The sequence below is a fragment of the Shewanella sp. GD03713 genome (genome assembly GCF_029843705.1).
Classification (GTDB): Bacteria; Pseudomonadota; Gammaproteobacteria; order Enterobacterales; family Shewanellaceae; genus Shewanella.
The window spans coordinates 3,199,143-3,217,804 of sequence record NZ_JAOCIW010000001.1 but is presented as its reverse complement, the minus strand read 5'-3'; the positions used below and the strand labels follow the sequence as shown (position 1 = coordinate 3,217,804).

The 18,662-nt window shown below is 48.4% G+C and carries 17 protein-coding genes; 11 read left to right on the top strand and 6 right to left on the bottom strand.

Annotated elements, in window-relative coordinates:
- Positions 1-12: 12 nt before the first annotated feature.
- From N5E87_RS14235 to N5E87_RS14215, 5 genes are all read left to right on the top strand, one after another.
- Positions 13-1,137: a sugar nucleotide-binding protein gene (locus N5E87_RS14235; RefSeq protein WP_086902384.1), complete on the top strand. Its 1,125-nt coding sequence runs from the start codon at positions 13-15 to the stop codon at positions 1,135-1,137.
- Between the two features lie 346 nt (positions 1,138-1,483).
- Positions 1,484-2,290, top strand: coding sequence for a 3'(2'),5'-bisphosphate nucleotidase CysQ (gene cysQ / locus N5E87_RS14230; protein ID WP_086902385.1), 807 nt, complete (start codon positions 1,484-1,486; stop codon positions 2,288-2,290).
- 62 nt (positions 2,291-2,352) lie between these two features.
- Positions 2,353-3,273, top strand: a complete 921-nt coding sequence (gene mak, locus N5E87_RS14225; protein ID WP_086902386.1) for a fructokinase — start codon at positions 2,353-2,355, stop codon at positions 3,271-3,273.
- A 143-nt stretch (positions 3,274-3,416) separates the two neighbouring features.
- Positions 3,417-4,115, top strand: coding sequence for a YdcF family protein (locus tag N5E87_RS14220; RefSeq protein ID WP_164717872.1), 699 nt, complete (start codon positions 3,417-3,419; stop codon positions 4,113-4,115).
- A 4-nt stretch (positions 4,116-4,119) separates the two neighbouring features.
- Entirely contained in the window at positions 4,120-4,815 is a 696-nt protein-coding gene (locus tag N5E87_RS14215) for a DUF2982 domain-containing protein (RefSeq protein ID WP_086902388.1), read from the top strand.
- Between the two features lie 92 nt (positions 4,816-4,907).
- Here the strand turns inward: N5E87_RS14215 and N5E87_RS14210 are convergent, their stop codons facing one another.
- From N5E87_RS14210 to galU, 6 genes are all read right to left on the bottom strand, one after another.
- A complete protein-coding gene (locus tag N5E87_RS14210; protein WP_086902389.1) occupies positions 4,908-7,169 on the bottom strand; it encodes an OmcA/MtrC family decaheme c-type cytochrome in 2,262 nt (753 codons plus the stop codon).
- Between the two features lie 490 nt (positions 7,170-7,659).
- On the bottom strand, positions 7,660-8,664 hold the full coding sequence (locus N5E87_RS14205) for a LysR family transcriptional regulator (protein WP_086902390.1): 1,005 nt from the start codon (positions 8,662-8,664) through the stop codon (positions 7,660-7,662).
- Positions 8,665-8,968: 304 nt separating this feature from the next.
- Positions 8,969-9,409 carry a polymer-forming cytoskeletal protein gene (locus N5E87_RS14200; protein WP_086902391.1) on the bottom strand — a complete coding sequence of 147 codons (441 nt, stop codon included), beginning with the start codon at positions 9,407-9,409 and terminating at the stop codon, positions 8,969-8,971.
- A 93-nt stretch (positions 9,410-9,502) separates the two neighbouring features.
- Positions 9,503-9,988, bottom strand: coding sequence for a ferredoxin-type protein NapF (gene napF / locus N5E87_RS14195; protein ID WP_086902392.1), 486 nt, complete (start codon positions 9,986-9,988; stop codon positions 9,503-9,505).
- Positions 9,989-10,061: 73 nt separating this feature from the next.
- Positions 10,062-11,075, bottom strand: coding sequence for a UDP-glucose 4-epimerase GalE (galE, locus tag N5E87_RS14190; protein ID WP_086902393.1), 1,014 nt, complete (start codon positions 11,073-11,075; stop codon positions 10,062-10,064).
- The gene (gene galU / locus N5E87_RS14185) at positions 11,075-11,983 is read right to left on the bottom strand and encodes a UTP--glucose-1-phosphate uridylyltransferase GalU (RefSeq protein WP_011717661.1); all 909 of its coding nucleotides are present in this window, start codon (positions 11,981-11,983) and stop codon (positions 11,075-11,077) included. Before galU ends, galE begins: the two co-directional genes overlap by 1 nt.
- A gap of 322 nt (positions 11,984-12,305) precedes the next feature.
- Between galU and phhA the strand changes: the two genes are divergently transcribed.
- From phhA to N5E87_RS14155, 6 genes are all read left to right on the top strand, one after another.
- The gene (gene phhA, locus N5E87_RS14180) at positions 12,306-13,121 is read left to right on the top strand and encodes a phenylalanine 4-monooxygenase (protein WP_126511617.1); all 816 of its coding nucleotides are present in this window, start codon (positions 12,306-12,308) and stop codon (positions 13,119-13,121) included.
- A gap of 81 nt (positions 13,122-13,202) precedes the next feature.
- Complete coding sequence (locus tag N5E87_RS14175; RefSeq protein WP_069454624.1) at positions 13,203-13,541, top strand: 4a-hydroxytetrahydrobiopterin dehydratase; 339 nt, start codon at positions 13,203-13,205, stop codon at positions 13,539-13,541.
- 275 nt (positions 13,542-13,816) lie between these two features.
- Complete coding sequence (gene tyrR / locus N5E87_RS14170; protein ID WP_011717658.1) at positions 13,817-15,355, top strand: transcriptional regulator TyrR; 1,539 nt, start codon at positions 13,817-13,819, stop codon at positions 15,353-15,355.
- A gap of 337 nt (positions 15,356-15,692) precedes the next feature.
- A complete protein-coding gene (locus N5E87_RS14165) occupies positions 15,693-16,679 on the top strand; it encodes a fumarylacetoacetate hydrolase family protein (RefSeq protein ID WP_126511615.1) in 987 nt (328 codons plus the stop codon).
- Positions 16,680-16,763: 84 nt separating this feature from the next.
- The gene (gene maiA, locus N5E87_RS14160; protein ID WP_086902396.1) at positions 16,764-17,414 is read left to right on the top strand and encodes a maleylacetoacetate isomerase; all 651 of its coding nucleotides are present in this window, start codon (positions 16,764-16,766) and stop codon (positions 17,412-17,414) included.
- A gap of 300 nt (positions 17,415-17,714) precedes the next feature.
- Positions 17,715-18,302, top strand: a complete 588-nt coding sequence (locus N5E87_RS14155; protein ID WP_126511614.1) for a nucleotidyltransferase family protein — start codon at positions 17,715-17,717, stop codon at positions 18,300-18,302.
- The last annotated feature ends 360 nt before the right edge of the window (positions 18,303-18,662 follow it).

The following is an 18,662-nucleotide window of genomic DNA, read 5'->3' as shown; positions in this document are numbered from 1 at the left end:
GATATCAAGGAGATGCACGCGCCTAATGGCGAGCCAAAATCAACAGTAACAGTATTGTTAACTGCCGCAGATAGCCAACTTGCTAAGGCTCTATTACGAACGCTTGCCAAGGCGGCATATAGATTAGATGGCCGCGTCTTTCGTGTGCACGCGCTAAGCCATGCCCAGTTAGATATCGGTGATAAACAAAGTGTTGCCGCTGCCTTTGCCCACTTTAACCCTGAGTGGGTGATCAACTGCGCCGCCTACAATGCGGTCGATAGGGCGGAAACGGCGGCCGATGAGGCTTATCGTGTCAATAGCCTAGGGCCTGAGTTATTGGCAAGCGAATGTGCGCTTACGGGCGCGCGTTTGGTGCATATCTCCAGCGATTACGTATTTAGTGGCGAGCCTGCGAAGGCTTCTGAACTGGCGTTAAATCAGAACGGGATAACCCGCAGTGGCTTAATTGAAAGTGGCTTAACTGAAAGTGGCTTAATTGAAAGTGGCTTAACTGAAAGTGGCTTAATTGAAGGCGGGTTAACTGAAAACGCCACGCCTGCGCCTTTATCTGTCTATGGCCAGAGTAAACTCGCGGGAGAGCAAGCGGTGCTGCGGATCTTGGCTGAGCGCGCGATTGTTATTCGCACCGCATGGCTCTACGGTGTCGATGGACATAATTTTGTGAAAACGATGCTGAGGTTGATGGCTACTATACCTGATGGTCAGCCACTTACCGTGATAAACGACCAAATAGGTTCGCCAACATGGGTAGATGCACTTGCGCATCTTATTTGGCAGTTGATCGCGAGTCCGTTAAACGTCGGTTGCGGTTCTGGATTATTCCATTATGCCGGGCAGGGGCAATGCAGTTGGTATGAATTTGCCCTCGAAATCCAGCGCCAAGCCTTGGCACTGAAGTTATTAGATAAAGCCGTGCCGATTAGCGCCATAGATAGCCTAAGTTATGCGGCAAAAGCGCTTGAGAAAGGCAATAAACTGGCAGCAAGACCCAGTTACAGCGCGCTAAATAGCGGTAGAGTACGCCAGTGCTTAACTGGGCAAAATTCGACATCAACCCATAGCCCCGAGCTGTGGCGTGACTGGCGATGGCAGCTTAAGGTCATGCTTGAGGATTATGCCGCGCAAGTTTATTAAGCGTTATCTCTCGTAATAAATGGTTGCAGATGAAGCCCTTAGTCTTGGTCTAAGGCAAGTGGTAGCTTCAAGTGGCCTCATCTTACTCCGTCGTTTTCTTTCTCATCTTTGCAGTGTTTTCAAGGCTGTGAATACGAATGCAGCCTAGGCAATGACTCTTTTCAGCGTATTCAGCTTGGCTTAGACTCGACTTATTTAGCGTTTATGCCCGTGGCGTAAGCCTTGCGCCTGACAGAATTTGTCAGTGCCTTAGTCGATTTTGCTCGATATATGATGAATTTGTTCTTAATTATCAATTGCTGCCAGTGGCATAATGCCGAAAAGCAAATCGAATACAGGTGGCTAAGTGACAGATAATACAGCGATGGCAGCGCATTTTTCGAAGGCTGATTTACTGCGGGTGGTAAAGATTGCCAATGCGGCAGGCGACGCCATCATGGCGATTTATGCCCAAGAGGATTTTGCCGTTACGCAAAAGCGTGATGAGAGCCCTGTGACGGCGGCCGATTTGGCGGCTCACAAAGTTATTTTAGCCCAGCTTACCGAGCAATTTGCGGGCATTCCCGTGATGTCGGAAGAAGCGGCTGATATTGACTGGGATGAACGTCAACACTGGCAGACCTATTGGCTGATTGACCCTTTGGATGGCACTAAGGAATTTATTAAGCGAAATGGTGAGTTTACCGTCAACATTGCGCTTATCCATCAAGGTGTTGCTATTGCGGGTGTGGTTTATGCGCCCGTGCTCAATACTGTCTATTTTGGCGCCAGACACTTAGGCGCTTGGCGACAGGATGGGCAACAAGAGCGAGAGCTTCAGGGCTGTAACCCGCCAAGACAAGTACCAATTGTTGTCGGCAGTCGTTCGCATCTAAGCCCTGATGTGGCGGAATATTTAAAGGATTTCGGTCAACACGAGATGTTAAGCGTAGGAAGCTCGCTGAAGTTTTGTATGTTGGCAGAGGGCAAGGCCGATCTCTACCCCAGATTAGGGCCTACGAGCGAATGGGACACGGCAGCCGCGCAGGCTGTGCTGGAAAGCGCAGGCGGCAAAGTTGTGTGTTATGACTCAGGTTTACCCTTAACCTACAATCAAAAACCTGACATATTAAACCCTTATTTTATTGCCACGGCGCCAGGCTGGGCAGAATAACGAACAATGCCAAGGACGTCTGTACTGACGCCTTGGTCGAATAACAGTGGAGTAAGTCATTCATGATACGCATGGGCATCGATTTAGGTGGCACAAAAATAGAACTCGTCGCCTTAAGTGAGGAAGGTAATGAACTTTTTCGTAAGCGTATCAATACCCCTCGGGATTATCAGGGCACCCTGAATGCCATCGTCGATTTAGTGAATGAGGCCGAAGCGACCTTAGGTGAAAAGGGCACGGTTGGTGTGGGGATCCCGGGAGTCATTTCTCCCTATTCAGGATTAGTCAAAAATGCCAACTCGACCTGGATCAACGGTCATCCCCTCGATGTGAATTTAGGGGAACTGCTCGGCCGCGAAGTGCGGGTAGCTAATGATGCCAACTGTTTTGCGGTATCCGAGGCCGTCGATGGCGCTGCTGCGGGAAAATCTGTGGTGTTTGGGGTGATCATTGGCACGGGCTGCGGCGCGGGTGTGGCCATTAACGGCAAAGTCCACGCGGGTGGTAATGGCATTGGCGGTGAGTGGGGCCATAATCCGCTGCCTTGGATGACCAAGGAGGAGTTTAATACTACCCGTTGTTTTTGTGGGAACCCCGATTGTATCGAAACCTTTATTTCGGGCACTGGCTTTGTTCGCGATTACAACGAGGCAATAAGCCGTGCGGTGAATGCCCAAGCTGCGCCTGCGAAATCTGGCACTGAGATCATGGCCTTAGTCGATGCGGGGGATGAAATGGCGATCGCGGCCTTTGATCGTTATATGGACAGACTCGCGCGCTCACTCGCCCATGTGATTAATATGCTCGACCCGGATGCGATTGTCCTCGGCGGCGGCATGTCTAATATTGAGGCGATTTATCCAAGATTACCTGCATTATTAACTCGTTATGTTGTGGGAAGAGAGTGTCGAACGCCTGTCGTACAGAACCTTTATGGCTGCTCTTCGGGTGTGCGCGGCGCCGCGTGGTTATGGGAAAAATAACCCAGTAACGTTATGTTTTCCCTCGTGACAACGCATCGCCTTGGCGATGCGTTTTGCTTTCTTTTGATGTTATGATTGCGCTCCTTTGAATAATTGGGCACTAACGCATGTTTTGGGTTAAGAAAGTTGTCTCTCAGGCAATCATGCCAATTCCATTTATCCTGTTGTTATTACTGCTGTCTTTGTTGATTTGGCGCAAACCTAGGTTAGCAAAATGGGCGATTGGCGGTGCGTTTTCGCTGCTCTTAGTGCTCAGCAGTCAATTGAGTGTCGACTATCTCGTTAAACCGCTCGAGGCTCAATATCCCATTAATTCCACGCCTATTGCGGGTACCTGTGTGGTAATGGTGTTGGGCTCTGGGCATGCCGATATCCAAGGAGCAACGGCGGTACAATCTTTATCGACGGTCGCCTTAGCGCGGCTAACGGAAGGGCTAAGGCAACTCCAATTAGGTCAAGACTGCACCTTAGTGGTCAGTGGTTGGGAGGGTGAGCTAACGCAGCATCCCCATGCCGAAGTGATGGCAAAGGCGGCGGTTGAACTCGGTGTCGATGCATCACGTATCGTTCAATTGCCTCTGCCGCGCGACACGATTGAAGAGGCGCACTATTTTAAAGAACACTTTAGTAATCAAGCTGTACGGTTAGTGACCTCGGCTTCCCATATGCCAAGGTCGATGGCGATTTTTAGCGGTCAAGGATTAACGGCGAGCGCCGCACCGACGGATTTTAGGGCCAGAGATGGTTTCTACTGGCGCTTGACTGCGGATAACTTGCTCGCTTCGCAACGGGCGATACATGAATACATAGGCCGTTTATGGCTCTGGATTAAACAGGAATAAAAATATGACGCTAGAGTCCGATGTTGTCTCGGTTCGCCCGCTCTCAAAACGTAATGGTGTAACCTTAACGATTGTGGGCGCCAGTGCCTTTGTCTTAGGCTTTGGTCTATTTGTACTATTTCCCGAGCTATTTGCCGTGGGCTTAGTGTTTTTCAGCTTAGGTGCGATTGCGTTGATATTGGGCTTGGCGAAGGTCTATGAACCTGAGACCACCTTGAGCATGGATGAACAGGGACTGACCTATTTTCATCGCCGCGGCAAAGTCGCAATAAACTGGAGCAACATTCAACGGGTAGATATTCCTCGAGTCACTCAGGGTGTTGATACTATTGAGCTTTCCTATATTGGCATTAAGCTCAAACAGCTAAACCCGATCCTCGATAATATTTCATTGCGCCTTGCGGCGGGTTTATTGACTGAGCAGCGGCCGTTATTGGTGACTGCAGCCTCACAGCAGGAAGATTTGGCGACCTTAGAAACCTATCTTGGCGCCGAATTTAGCCCGCTCGTCATTGAGGGAGACCGTTACCGCGGCGTGTTGGCGATGTTTGGTCATCGCTGCGTGATGCTCAATACTCATCTTGGTTATCATCTCTATATTCCCCACGACAGTTTAGACCGTGACCCGAGAGAATTTATTAAGCTCTTAAGGCAACGTATCGCACAAAGTGCGACTCAAGTTGATACCACCATTCATTAAAAGTACCGATAAAAAAGGGGCTCCGAAGGAGCCCCAATAAGTTGCAGAGAGGAAGTTCGGGTTGTGCAGGGGGCAACCCGGAGGTACTAGTACTAGTGTGCTACCTCTGCGTGTACCTTATCTATGCCATAGGTTTTACCTTCAGCATGGCAGGTCGCGCATGATTCTACTGGTAGGATGGCAGAACTGTCTGGTGTATCTGCTGCAGTAGTTGAGCCTTGTGACTTGAAGTGAGCCAGAGCAGCCTCGCTGGTGTGACAACTACGGCATGATTCAGCAACAGGGCTAATGTAACCGCCATTAACTGCAATGGAGCGTTTACCCGAAGTTAAACCACCGTCGGCCGCAAACAGAGTCGCACCATCTTTGTGACATGCGGTACAGTCGCCTTGCACGCCTGGGTAACCAACAACTTCTTGCTCATTTGTGCGGCTGTTAGTTGCGGTATGGACACCTTCAACTGTATCAAAGTTACCAGAGTGATAACGGTGAACTACAGTAACCAAGTCGCGGTTAGCAAATGGAGTGATATTTTTAACCGCTTGATTACCATTGGCATCTTTGTACCAAGCATTTGGATGGTAAGAGCCTGCGTAGTCGTTGTTGTGGCAATCCATACATTGGTCGAAGGTATAAACACCATGGCCAGCACCTTTAGTAACGTCTAAAGAGTTGTGGCAAGCTTCACACTTCGCTTCCGCTACAGTGATGCGGCTTGGGACAGCAAAGCGAGCAGGGGTCACTGTTGAGCCGTCTAAGCTGAAGAACTTAGTCGCAGCGGTTACACCAATAGCTGTTGAGAAAACGGGACTACCGTGAACCACTTCTACTGGGTTACCGTACGCACGAGCGGCAGTTGCGTCACAAGATGCAGCCTTTAAGTTGGTGTCTACACAGAAGGTAGCTTCTGTACCAACATATATTGAACCCGTCGCTTCAGCAGTTGTTACAGCACGGGTCAGCACCAGTTTACCGGTACCAGTGAAAGTCCCCGCAGTCAGTGCTGGACGTGAACCCCAACGATGAACAACACCGTTTGCATCCACATTACCCATCAGAGTAGATTTAACCCCTAGTACAGAAAGGTCAGAAGACAATGCACCATTGACCATAACATCTGCTGTTACTGTCAGTGTACCGCTATCTACGCTTGCTCCGGTGAAATTAATCTGTACCAAGCTTGCCAGTTCTTTACGCTCGCCAACACGGTGGGCGTTATCAGGTGCTAGGCCTCCTGTGCCGTGGCAGCTGGCACACTGAGAGTCGTCAGCTTGAGCCAGATTGAAGTCAGCGTGACCTTGGCCAGTAGTAAAGTCGATATTGGAGTGACAACCAGTACAAGCTGCGCGCGTTGGTTCATCTTTCCAAGTGGTTTTACCTTCTTCAGTACTATGGCACACTGTACATTCATTTAAGGGGGCTGGGTAACCAATTTCAGCCCATTCTTCAGCTTGCTTAAAGCCATAGATAGATAAAGCAGCTAAATGTTCACCACCATGGATACGATGGATCATTGCTGGCATGTCAAATACATAGCCTTCTTCTGCTTGGGTTGCATTTGGTTGTCTAGCAGGGTTGTGGCACTGGATACAGTTCTCGACACTTTCATAGTTGCTATGGGCACTAATGTTAGCGATTTTTCCAGTAGCGGCGCTTTCGCCATGACAGTTCTGACAAACAGCGTCAGGCACAGTATCTTTACCAGAGGCAATGTCAACTGTACCAGTTGATGGTTGATAAGTTAGAGTTTCTAAAATCTTATCTGAAATGGCATTACCAGTAGCATCGGTGACGTTGTACGCGCGTACCATAATGCGATGAGGCGCAGCCAAATCATCCGAAGCGTTCATGATTGATGGTGCGCCATCATAAGTCCAAGAACCTGTGTAAGTGCCTGGATTATTTGCATCCTCTACGAGTGTACAAGCATTTGATGTGCCACTTAGGCCTGTCAGAGTACAGTATAGAGAACCGTTGCTCTGCCAATAAATGGCAGGACCATCTGCAGTGGTGTTCGTCATTGCTGTTGCTGAGTAGAGACGAATTTGGTTTAGGCCTGTAAGGGGTTTATCTGCCCCAGCTTGGTTTTTAGCGGTAGCGGTAAATTTCAAAGCAAAAGTACCGTTACCGGCCAAAATGCTGCCGTTAGTGTCAATATTGATATTTACGTCGCCGGCTTTATAGGCAGTGGTTACCACATCACCTGCATTTAGACCGTCTTGACCGTCTTGACCGTTTTGGCCATTGGTTCCGTCAGCGCCATCTACGCCGTCTTTACCGTCCCCGCAGGCTGTTAAACATAAGGCACTAGTGAGTGCTAGTGCCAGTAGAGATTTATTGTAGTTTTTCATCATCGCGTCCCTTTTTCTTTCTATAAGACTGCGTGTGCAGTGACTCTACTATAGGTCTATTCACCTACTTATAAAGTGGTATTTATAAGTTTGTATCCGATATGTGAACGATGATTTAACACAGCAAAACGGTAATTCTAGATTGTGAAATTGAATATTTCGCAATTTAGAATTCGATACTAAAAACATGAGCTGCGCAGCAAAATTTTGTTTTTATTTTGAGTGGTTTAATCGGATTAATTTTCGATTAATTTTCATGGAGGAGACTGTTGAAACTTGTTTATATAGCTTTTTATGACTTTCGGTAAGAGGTACAAAAGAGTCAAGAACACCGCGTTTTTCGAGCAGGGCGATTAGGGCATGTGGGGTAAAATCCGGCTCGAAATGCCGTTAGTTAACAGTCGATGCATTTGGTTAACATCGAATGGTTTACAGTCAAAAGCGTCCATGCTTTAGGGTGTTGAGTTTTATCTTAATTGCTAGTTTGTAAGCGCTATTGAGCGGCGCGTAGGCTGGCAGCTTGTGGTGCCTGTGCTGTCAGTGCGGTTAATAATGAACTGACCACTAATTCACATTGATTTTGACTATAGCGCCTGTGGCTGCGGGGCTTTTCGATGAGAAAATACTGCGGCGGCATAAGAGTGTCATGCAGGCGCTGCTGCTCAGAAACGGGCAGCGGCGCCAACTTCAATCCAGGCATATGTTTGGCGGTATGCATATCGATACTCGAGCAGAAGGCGACGCTCTGCATGGTGAGTAAATGGGCGTACCATTCTTCCCGATCGATCACCCTTTCAATCGATGGCAACAGCAGCCCTTGGCGTTGGCAAAACAGTTCGAGTGGGTCAATTCGGCTATTGAATCCTTTAAGTTCGAGGCACAAAAAGGCATAGCGGCAGATTTGTTCTAAGCTGATTTCCAGTTGGCTTTCCCACAGGGGATGCTGCTTTGAGGCCACCACATAGACATTGGAAATACAGCCTAAGCGGGAGACGCTGAGCTCCTTAGTGTCGGTCTGCTCTATGGTGATGCCAAAGTCTAATTCTCCTGCGTGGATTAACTCAGGACTGTTTTCCTGCCATTTATGTAACCTAACTTGGCCTAGTTCACTTATCGCCTCGGGTGTACTGAGCTGCGGCGCTAAAAAGCTTAATAATCCATTACTTGCGGCGATATGTAGCGGCCGCTCAACATGATTAGCCGCATTTTGAATTTGTAGTGCCGATTGCTCTAGGTAGTACACCGAATCAGTAAATTGGCAAATGGCGACATACAAACTTTCGGCGAGGGGCGTCGGTTTCAAGCCCTGTTGACGGCGATAAAACAGCTCATCGTTAAAGGTGAGACGAAGCGCATTCAGGCAGCGGCTAATTTTAGGCGCCGACACATTGAGCGCCTTGGCGGCACTATTTGCGTGTCCGTTATAAAAAATGCTTTTAAATACCAATAAGGTGAAGACATCCAGTTCGCAGATTTGTTTTAGTAATGGGTTGCTCATTTGGTCTCGCCTTGTATGAGTCTTAGTCTGCAATGGCCCTGTGCTCCTATTCGCAAGACACATGGGGACACTTTGTTAAGCGGCAGAAATCATGCACGAAATGCATTGCTGGTAGGCTAGGTTAGCAGTTGCCGTACGGCGTAACTGTGATCTTACTCGTTAAATTAACAATTACTTAACGATTGTTTGCTCAAGTGGACAATGATGGCGGTGCTGACCGCGCTGACTTGCCAGTAAAAGTCTTTACTTGGTTAAAGGGTCATCATCTCGATTGGCTGTGAGCACTCATTAGCGAAGGAGAGCGTTATTCCTGCTCGGGCGACAATGTCGGCACAGGGGTGATTCGCGTGCTGCTTGAGGCTGCAGACGGCAGGCTATGGGCATGGATAGTCTGATGGTCTTCTTTAATCCTTAATCCAATAAACTGACCCCCTTCACTGATCTGCATCGAGGTGCAAGCCACATCGCCATCGACAATACCATGGGCTTGGATGACTAAGCGCTCGCAAATCAGGCGACCTTTAAAATAGCCATCGATAATCAGCTCGCGGCATTTGACCTCGCAGTGGAGGTTTCCTGTGCGCTCAACAATGACATTGGCCTGCGATAAGATTTGCCCTTGTACGTCACCGCCTATCAATACATCTCCGGCAAATTCGATATTGCCCGTAAGCTTAGTCCCTTCGGCGATAAAACTCAGTGCTGGGGAAGCGCTTCGGGTAAAGGTAAATTTTTTGCCAAACATGGTAATAGGAAACCTAGGTAATTGGAGAAGGGTTAGAGCGCGAGATAGTAACCTAAATACGCCGTGAAGCCCAGTAACACTCACGGCATAAGGTTATTCTACAGGCTTAATACTGATGGCTTGGCTCGGGCAGGGGGCGACACAGGCTCCACAGCCCGTGCAGAGTGCTGTATCAATTTTCGGCATTGGGGCATTACCCACGCTTAAGGTAAAACCAATGGCGCGAGGCTCACAGGCATCTTTACAACTTTGGCACCAAATACCCTGATATGTTAAGCAGTTATCTTGTACTACGGCTTTGTGTTGCCATGGGGATTGGTTCAGATCAAAGAGCTGTTCTTCCGGACAGACGCTGGCACATTGGCGACAAAAAGTGCACTCATTGTCCTTAAAGGAGACTTCGGGAAAGCCGCCATCTCCCTTGAAGATAATCTTAGTTTCACAGGCGTTGATACAGGCTGAGCATCGGGTACAGATGTCAGTAAACTCAATGCCTTCACGTACCCAAGGCGGTCGAATTGCCGAGGATTTACGGCGGCTAAAGAGATTACGGCGGCTGTGATTGATGCTTTCTGTCATAGGTATTACTGAGTTTAATTGTGATAAGGGATAATAAAAATGGCTTGGGAGTTACCACAAGCCATTTAGATGATTAGCCTTTATAACCATTTGGATTGGTAGATTGCCAATGCCAACTGCTGTTCGCCATATCCTCTAGGCTGTGAGTCGCCTGCCAGCCCAGATCGGTTTTAGCATGATCTGGGTTTGCATAACAGGCGGCAATGTCACCCGGACGGCGCGGAGCAATTTGATAGGCAATCGACTTACCACAAGCCTTTTCAAAGGCCTTGACCATATCGAGCACACTGTAGCCTTGGCCTGTGCCTAGGTTATAGGTGACAAGTCCTGGTTTGGTGGCCAGTTTTTCAAGGGCCTTGAGGTGTCCAAGGGCTAAATCCACCACATGGATATAGTCGCGAACGCCTGTACCATCGTGGGTTGGGTAATCATTACCAAACACACTTAACGCTTCGCGTTTACCGACCGCAACCTGCGCGATAAATGGCATCAAGTTATTTGGAATATCGTTAGGATCTTCGCCAATCAAGCCGCTGGCATGGGCGCCAACAGGGTTGAAGTAACGTAAACGGGCGATATTCCAACTCGGATCGCTATGGTGTAAATCCGCCAGTATATGCTCCACCATCAATTTAGACTGACCGTATGGGTTAGTGGCACCCGTTGGAAAATCTTCGGTAATCGGCAGGCTGGCAGGGTCGCCATACACAGTAGCAGAAGAACTAAAGACGAGATTTTTCACCTTAAACTCTGCCATCACTTGGCAAAGAATTAAGGTGCCAGTCACGTTATTCTCATAGTATTTCAGCGGTTTAGTAACTGACTCGCCAACGGCTTTTAATCCTGCAAAATGGATAACGGCATCGATGTTATGGTCGCTAAAGACTTTCTGCAGTAAGGCCTTATTGAGAATATCGCCTTGGTAAAAGGTGACCGATTTACCGGTAATGCGCTCGACACGGTTAAGGGCTTCGATGCTTGAATTAGACAGATTGTCTAAAACAATCACTTCGTTCCCCGCATTGAGTAATTCCACTACGGTATGAGTGCCGATATAACCGGCGCCTCCGGTCACTAAAATCGTCATTATTTAATTCCTTTTACTACTGTTTTTAAATATTGAGCAAAATCTTCACCGATTTCGCTGTGGCGCAGGGCGTATTCTACGTTAGCGCGCATATAGCCTTGCTTGTTACCGCAATCATGACTCTTACCTTGCATGTAGTAAGCGTTTACGGTTTCTTGCTTCATTAACATTGCAATGGCGTCAGTTAATTGGATTTCATCACCCGCGCCTGCTGGGGTTTTAGCGAGCAGTGGCCAAATGGCTGCGGGCAATACGTAACGACCCACTACGGCTAAGTTAGACGGTGCTTCGTCAACCGGTGGTTTTTCAACGAGTTCGACCAATGGCTCTGATTCGCCAGGCTGTAGATCGTGGCCATTCACATCCGCAATACCGTATTGGTTCACTAGATGATGTGGCACGCCTTCAACCATGATTTGGCCCACTTGGGTTTCATCAAACAGGCTCACCATGGCGGCCAAGTTGTCGGTTTTCAGGTTGCAGCTGGCATCATCGATAATCACATCCGGCAGTAACACGGCGAAAGGCGCATCACCGACGACGGATTTCGCACATAAAATCGCATGACCTAAGCCTTTGGCTTGGGATTGGCGCACGCTGATCACAGTCACGTCTTTCGGGCAAATGGATTGTACCGCTTCGAGTAATTGACGCTTCACGCGGCGCTCTAATTGCGCCTCTAATTCAAAACTGGTGTCGAAATGGTTTTCGATAGAGTTTTTACTGGCGTGGGTCACGAGGACAATTTCTTTGATCCCCGCATCAATGGCTTCACTAACCACATATTGGATCAATGGTTTATCAACAACAGGCAGCATTTCCTTAGGAATTGCTTTGGTCGCAGGAAGCATACGAGTGCCAAGTCCAGCGACGGGAATAACGGCTTTACGAATTTGATGTTGTTTCATTGCGAACCTTCAGATTAAGGAGAGGCGGTTATTGGGCAATATTGTAAATGACCCACGCAGAAAAGCCATTTGCAAACACCGAAATTTGTCGGTTTTTCTGCATATTATCAGTCTATCGTCGTCATTTTTGAGCGGCAGTGTCAAGGTTTGCTACCGGTCTAACTCAGATCCGGTTTGGAATGACCAAGGATTTAATCGCCTTGTAATATTTGCTTTACGTTTGCGTCACATTGTCGCATGAACAATAAACTGTGAGGGAGTTAACAAAAATCGAGGCTTAGATCACTATGGAGGCATTAGCGTCAGCCATGAAGTGAATTTTATGACTAAAGAGATAGCGCACACTGCGCCCTATGTTGCGCGAAGTGCAGATGATTCTGGGTTTATCCATTACCCGCAGGAAGAACATGATATTTGGAGCCAATTGTATGCTCGCCAAGCGGTAAACCTACCGGGGCGTGCCTGTAAGGAATATCTCCAAGGGCTCGATGCCTTGGCGATGCCGAAGGACCGCATTCCACAATTGGCTGAGATTGATAAAGTCTTGCAGGCCACGACTGGATGGAAAACCGCGGCCGTACCAGCTTTGATTTCCTTTGGCCGCTTCTTTGAGCTATTGGCCAACAAGGAATTTCCAGTTGCGACCTTTATTCGTCGCAAGGAAGAGTTTGATTATCTGCAAGAGCCGGATATTTTCCATGAGATCTTTGGCCATTGCCCCTTGCTGACCAATCCTTCTTTCGCCCATTTTTCCCATATCTATGGTCAATTGGGCTTAAATGCCAGCAAGGAAGACCGCGTCTTTTTGGCGCGCCTGTATTGGTTTACCGTCGAGTTTGGCTTGCTCAAACCTCAAGATGGCGCATTGTGTATCTACGGCGGCGGTATTTTAAGCTCTCCCGGCGAAACCTTGTATGCCATGGAAAGCCAAGTGCCGGAGCGTAAGCCCTTCGATCTCTTAGATGTGCTACGCACGCCTTACCGTATCGATATTATGCAGCCGATTTATTATGTGATTGAACATATTGATATGCTGGATGAAATAGCCAAGATGGACATCATGGCCTATGTGGCTAAGGCGCGTCAGTTAGGCTTATTTGCCCCTAAGTATCCGCCCAAGACCAAGAAAGCCAGCTAATGGCTGACCACTAAAAACGAATTGAATAAAGCGTAATAATTGCAACGGATTGATCCCCTAATGTTGCCAAGAGGAGTATGTATGACAGCGTTAACCCAAATGAAATGTGAAGCTTGCCAAGCCGATGCGCCGAAAGTGACCGATGCAGAATTGGCCGAACTTATCCGCATGATCCCCGATTGGGGCGTGCAAGTGCGTGATGGCATCATGCAACTGGAACGGGTTTACAAGTTTAAAAACTTTAAGTTAGCGATGGCGTTTACCAATAAGTTAGCGGATCTGGCCGAAGAAGAATTCCACCACCCAGGCATTTTAACCGAGTGGGGCAAGGTGACTGTGACTTGGTGGTCACACTCAATCAAGGGGCTGCATAAGAATGACTTCATCATGGCAGCCAAGACCGACCAGTTGTTAGATTAAAAAATTCAATTTTAAAATCAGCGCTTTAATTGTATTTAGGCGCTGATTTTTTCTTCCTGTTACAAATACGCTGTAAACTAGACTTGCCACTTTGAGCGTAACCTTCTAACGTATACACGCCCAGCTACTTATCCTGCCTTTTACGTTTGCGTAAACTATAGAGGCATCATCAAACGAATGTCTTACGAGGCCAAGCCTAAGGGCATTAACCTCGAGATAATAGCTCTGCACGGTTTATCCCAAAATTCGAATCAAAATAGGGAATATCAGTCATTATGCGCTTGGAAGTTAGCTGTCAAGATCGCGTGGGTTTAGCGAAAGACATCTTAGTCGTGTTAGAACGTTATGGCATTAATCTCATCGCCATCGATGCCAGTAACCAGGGCTTTCTCTACCTGCAATTTGCCGAGGTCAGTTTTGATACCTTAAGTGCCTTGATGCCGCAGATCCGCAAAGTGGAGAGTGTTCACGATGTGCGAACTGTGTCGTTTATGCCTTCGGAGCAGGAACACTACGCCTTAAAAACCCTACTCAAAACCCTCCCTGACTCAGTGTTCTCCATCGACGTGAAGGCGCGCATTCGTATCGTCAACGAGTCGGCGCTACTCAACATGGGCATGGGGGAGCACGAAGTGCTCGATGAGTCCTTAAACCATTGGGTGCAAGGGTTTAACTTCAGCCGTTGGCTCAGTGAGAGCCAAGTGTTGCCGCAGGCGGCGCGGGTCAATATCGGCCAAAACGAATATTTGGCCGAAATGTTACCGATTTACTTACCCGATGAGGATGATAAGACCATCCTTGTGGGCGCTGTGGTCTCGCTTAAATCGCCGGCGCGGGTCGGTAAACAATTCAATGCACTGCAAAATCAAACCGCGGGCTTTGAAAATGTGTTAGCCAGCAGTGACAAGATGAAAGAAGTGCTGAAACAAGCTCGCCGTATGGCGCAGCTCGACGCGCCGCTATTAATCACTGGCGAGACTGGCACGGGAAAAGAGCTGATGGCCAGAGCCAGCCATGATGCCAGCATGCGCCGCGAAAAACCCTTTATCGCCATTAACTGTGCGGCACTGCCCGATAGCGCCGCCGAAGAGGAACTCTTTGGTTACGTCAGCCAAGGCAAAGTGATTAAGCGCGGCTTTTTTGAAGAAGCGAAGGGCGGCACTGTGTTCCTCGATGAAGTGGCCGAAATGTCAAAGGCGGCACAGGTTAAACTGCTGCGGTTATTACAGGATGGCACCTTTAGACGCATTGGTGGCGACGAAGAAGTTCGCGCCGATGTGCGGATCATCTGCTCGACCCAGAAAAACTTAGCCGAGTTGTGTCAAACCGGTGAGTTTAGGGAAGATTTGTACTATCGCATCCATGTGCTGAGCTACCATATTCCATCACTGCGTGAGCGCAAAGTCGATATCATTCCGCTGACGGAGATGTTCCTCGAGCACTACAGTCAGCAACTCTCTAGTCCAGTGAGACGAATTTCGGCCCAATGCCGCGATCATCTCTTAACCTACGCTTGGCCGGGTAACGTGCGTCAGCTTAAGAATGCGGTCTTCAGGGCGGTATCTATGTGGGACGGTTCGGGCGAGTTGACCGTTGAGCAGCTTAAGTTGCCATCCTACGCCGAAGGTTTTGGCTATTTCGATAATGCTTTTGAAGGCAATCTCGATGACGCGATGAAACAATTTGAGGCCAGCTTGCTGCGCCGCTTATATCCAGCTTACCCCAGTACTCGCCAATTGGCGAAAAAATTAGGGGTGTCCCACACGGCCATCGCCAACAAACTCAGGGAATACAAGATAGCCAAGCCAAAGTAATCTTGCTTTAAGCTTAGGATGTAACAGTATCGTTCCACTTTGTTGCCGACTTTTTCACCATATCGTTCTGCGAAATAGTGACAAGCGGCAGCAGGGTATGAAACGTAATGATTAGTTTACAAAATGTGAAATGATAGGGTGAAATGTGATTTTGCTCACGCTATAGGAATCCGCCGTCGCTTCGGGTATTTCTACGCGCAGCAAACCCTAACGCCGAGTCAAAAAAGGCTAGATTGCCCGCACTCGTTGTCACCCATTCCCGTTAGCTGAGCGTATCGGCTAACCATAAATAGATAAAAAGCGCAGTACGCCGAGCCGTAGAAGCACAGGAGCAGATATGAAACTTGCCAGTTATAACAATGGTCGCCGTGATGGCCAGCTGATGTTAGTGAGCCGCGATCTTACTCAAACGGTTGCCGTACCCGCGATTGCCCACACGATGCAACAATTACTCGATGGTTGGGATCTGCTCAAGCCACAATTGCAAGAACTGTATGATGCGCTGAACGAAGGCAAATTACCAAACGCGCAAGCCTTCGATGAAGCCAAATGTTTATCACCTTTGCCACGTGCGTACCAGTGGGCCGATGGTAGCGCCTATGTCAACCATGTGGAATTAGTCCGTAAGGCGCGCGGCGCTGAAATGCCTGAAACCTTCTGGACCGATCCGCTGTTTTACCAAGGCGGCTCTGACAGCTTTATCGCGCCAAAGGCGGATATCCCGCTGGCGAGCGAAGACTGGGGCATCGATTTCGAATCGGAAATCGCCGTGATCACCGATGATGTGCCTATGGGGGTGAGCGTTGAAAATGCTACCGCGCACATTAAGCTGTTGATGTTAGTGAACGATGTGTCACTGCGTAACCTGATCCCCGCAGAGCTGGCCAAAGGGTTTGGTTTCTTCCAATCCAAACCTTCGAGCAGCTTCTCTCCTGTCGCCATCACGCCAGATGAATTAGGCCACCGCTGGGAAGATTCAAAGGTGCATTTACCGCTTATCACCCATTTAAATGGCGAACTATTCGGCCGCCCGAATGCGGGTGTGGATATGACCTTTAACTTCAGTCAGTTAGTTTCTCATGTTGCTAAAACCCGTCCATTAGGCGCGGGCGCGATTATCGGCTCGGGTACGATTTCTAACTATGACCGCAGTGCCGGCTCAAGCTGTTTGGCCGAGAAACGTATGCTCGAAGTGATCGCCGACGGCAAAGCTAGCACACCGTTTATGCGTTTTGGTGACACAGTGCGCATCGAAATGCTTGATGATAACGGAGTCTCAATTTTTGGTTCTATCGATCAAAAAGTGGTTGAGTACAAGGCGTAAGGCTTTTGTGTTTACACAGTGACAGATAATATTGACGGGGCTTTTAGCCCCGTTTTTTTCAGGATGACATAAGGACAGAGTGAGATGAAACTATACGGTTATTGGCGCTCTAGCGCCGCCTATCGTGTGCGTATTGCCCTCAATCTTAAAGGCGTGAGCGCCGAGCAGTTGTCGGTGCATTTAGTGCGTGATGGTGGCGAGCAGCACAAGGCGGATTATATCGCCCTAAACCCGCAGGAGCTGGTGCCGACCTTAGTGGTCGATGATGAGCAGGATGGTGATGCCTTATCCCAATCCCTCGCCATTATCGAGTATTTGGATGAGCTTTATCCAAAGACGCCGCTACTGCCTGCATCGGCACTTGAACGTGCCCATGTGCGCGCCATGGCGTTAACCATCGCCTGTGAAATTCATCCACTCAATAACCTGCGGGTATTGCAGTATTTAACTCAGAAGCTGAACGTCGACGAAGAAGCCAAAACCGCTTGGTATCACCATTGGGTGGCGAGTGGGTTCGCGGCGCTCGAAACTCAACTTGCGCGCCATAGTGGCCGTTATTGTTTTGGTGACAAAGTGACGCTGGCGGATCTGTGTTTAGTGCCACAGGTGTACAACGCCCAGCGTTTCAATGTGGATTTAACGCCGTACCCCAATATCATGCGGGTATGGGCTGAATGTAATCTGTTGCCAGCCTTTGCGGATGCGGCGCCAGAGCGCCAAGCCGACGCGGTTTAAGCCATTTTGTGGTGAGTATCGTTTGTCCAAGATAAGGTTAAGCTTATCGCCATACTAACCTAGATGATAAGACTCATTTTATGAGTCTTATCATAGCGATGGCGTTGATATGGTGGTTATTGGAAGATGATTTTCAATAAATGAATAGGTGATTGGCTTTTTTGTCATTAAGTGGTTAAGTGCAGTATTGCTAATAACGATCTCTAATAGCGATTTCAATAACGATGACAAATGGCATAAATCGACGGCCAGTGATCGTCCATTCTTATGTGCTAGCCAAGATAGCCGCGGATTTTAGGCATGACTGAAACGGAATTAGCTGCAGTATTACGCACATGGCTAAGCCAAGATAAGCATCGGATGAGAGTACTTGAATTGGCGCAGCAATGCGCCCAAGTGCATAGCTTGCCGCAGTGGTGCTTGGCGGCGGGGTTTGTCCGCAATTTGGTGTGGGACAAATTGCATGATATTCAGCAGCGTCCGTTAAACGATATCGATCTGATTTACTATTGCCCCTTGGATACTCGTCCCGAGCGGGATAGGGCGATAGAAGCATACCTGCAAACTCTGGCGCCAGAGTTACCTTGGTCGGTAAAAAATCAGGCGCGCATGCACCTTAAGAATCACGACAACCCCTATCAATCGACACAGGATGCGATGTCTTATTGGCCAGAACAGGAAACTGCCGTCGCCGTGTACCTTGCACCAATGCCTAGCCCATCCACTTCCGTCATCGATAGCTTACAGCTTATCGCTCCCTTCGGTTTAACCTCATTATTTGCCTTGCAGTTAACCCATAATCCCAAGCGCGCGTTGGCGGTGTTTGAGCAGCGCCTTGCCGCAAAGGGTTGGTTTTCGCAATATCCGCGGCTGACTTTGGCCGAGTAAGAGCATCAGTCGTTAACGTCAGACTCCTTCACCCGTTAGTGACTCAAACCTATATCAAGCTCACCAGATAAACGAGTTTGAGTGTGATGACTCCTGGCTTGATTGAAGTCTGTGTCGAGTTTTTTCCTCCCTATTTTTATGCCTGCTTGTACCTCAATAGGCTGAGTTTTTCTTAAAACCGATGTAAACATTTTGTAAGCGGCGCGATGACGCAATTACTCCTTGTGGAGGTATTTAGCTGTGGCTAATGAATGCGGTAAGTCACAAAAAATGAACTGGCATTATCAATAAATGTTTAGATAGCGTGACACGGATCCCATGGTTTATACCTCAAAATAAGTATCACCACTTAATCTTGAT